This window comes from Vibrio sp. YT-17, from assembly GCF_033337375.1.
Lineage (GTDB): Bacteria > Pseudomonadota > Gammaproteobacteria > Enterobacterales > Vibrionaceae > Vibrio > Vibrio alginolyticus.
In genome coordinates this window covers 1-1,461 of record NZ_JAWOQP010000084.1, presented here as the reverse complement: position 1 = coordinate 1,461, position 1,461 = coordinate 1, and the positions used below count along the sequence as shown (strand labels likewise).

Here is a 1,461-nt window from a genome sequence, read left to right as displayed (position 1 = left end):
AGTAGCGGCGCCAAACTCAGCGCAGCGCCCATCGCGTTCACCATGAAAGCGTACGCAAAGCTGTCGCTCAACCATCCAGCGTCTACACCACTCACCGCCAGTGCTCGTAACCCCTCCATTACGCCGCCTCCGCTTTGGTTGTGTAGTGCTTAAATAGTGTTTCAATACGATCTGGGCTCAGAACATCCGAGTGGTGTCCGGACGCCACAATCTGACGGTTAACAACGTGCACTTCTGCATCTAAGCGACGCACCGCAGTGACATCATGATGAACCGCTAACACCGTTTTGCCCTGCGCGACAACTTCATGTATCAACCCTTCAAGGTAACGCACACCTTGCTCGTCCATCCCTGTTGTAGGCTCATCCAACACCAACAAGCTTGGGTCATCTAACAAAGCCTGAGCGAACAACACACGCTGTTGCTCACCACCAGAAAGTTGCCCCATACGACGATCTGAGCGAGCGGCCATGCCGACGCGATCTAATTGCGCCAGCGCACGTTGTGTTTGTTTGGTTTTACTGCGCCAGAATAGTGGGATTCGTGTTTGGTTCAGCAACACAAAATCCATCACCGTTAGCGGTAAGCTGGCTTCAAACATCGCTTTTTGAGGAACATAACCAACGTTTCCGCCAAGCTTATTGTGAGTCTTATTCGGCCAGTGAACGGAAATGTCGCCAGTAAAAGGCGTAAGTCCAAGTACGGAGCGCAACAACGAGGTTTTTCCTCCACCATTTGGTCCCATGATCACATGGCACTTGCCCGGCTCGAAGGTTGTCGTGACATTTTGCAATATCACGTTGTCACCGTATTGGAGACTTAAATTATCTATCGAGATAGAAGGACCAAGCATTACGCTTTCTCCTGTGCGTGTTTGCTTGCCACGAACTTCATCGCTTCAATTAAGGTCTCAACATTTTCGCGCATCTCAACTTCCACTTTGTTCGCTTCGTATTCCCCATGCGTCATGTGAGAAAAACGGTAGAGCTTAACTCCTGTCGCTTCTTCGATGGTATCAACAAAGCGATTTGGCATATTCAGCTCGTAAAACAACACATCAATGCCAGATCGTTTGATCTTCTCGATCGTCTCTTGCAGTTGGCTCGCGCTCGGCTCCACGCCATGAGCTGGCTCAATCACTGCGGCAACATCCACACCAAACTCTTGCAGAATGTAGCCGTATGCGTTGTGCGTTGTCGCAACCTTCATACCCGCCGTGTCCAACTCGCCCAACGACAACATGGCATCACGTTTCATCATGCGAAAAGTTTTAGCGTATTGACGCGCGTTTTTACGGTAGAAATCGGCATTGTCAGGGTCGAGTTTGCTCAACTCGCTCGCGATGGTATAAACCTTTTGAATCGTTGTTGAGAGCCCAACGAACGTATGTGGATTCACCGCGCCTTGCCCGACTGATTGTCCCATTGCTGGCAATAGCGGAACTTCTTTGTTGGCTTCAAT

At 50.1% G+C, this 1,461-nt stretch carries 2 protein-coding genes and 1 pseudogene; all 3 read right to left on the bottom strand.

The window, feature by feature from the left end; all coding sequences use genetic code 11:
* A pseudogene (locus R7F67_RS24025) lies at nt 1-119 on the bottom strand (metal ABC transporter permease); the annotation flags it as partial.
* Entirely contained in the window at nt 119-853 is a 735-nt protein-coding gene (locus R7F67_RS24020) for a metal ABC transporter ATP-binding protein (protein WP_023624829.1), read from the bottom strand. The gene R7F67_RS24020 and the pseudogene R7F67_RS24025, both read right to left, overlap by 1 nt.
* Nucleotides 853-1,461, bottom strand: a 609-nt coding sequence (locus R7F67_RS24015; protein WP_318057437.1) for a metal ABC transporter solute-binding protein, Zn/Mn family, incomplete at its 5' end; no start/stop codon positions are given. The genes R7F67_RS24020 and R7F67_RS24015, both read right to left, overlap by 1 nt.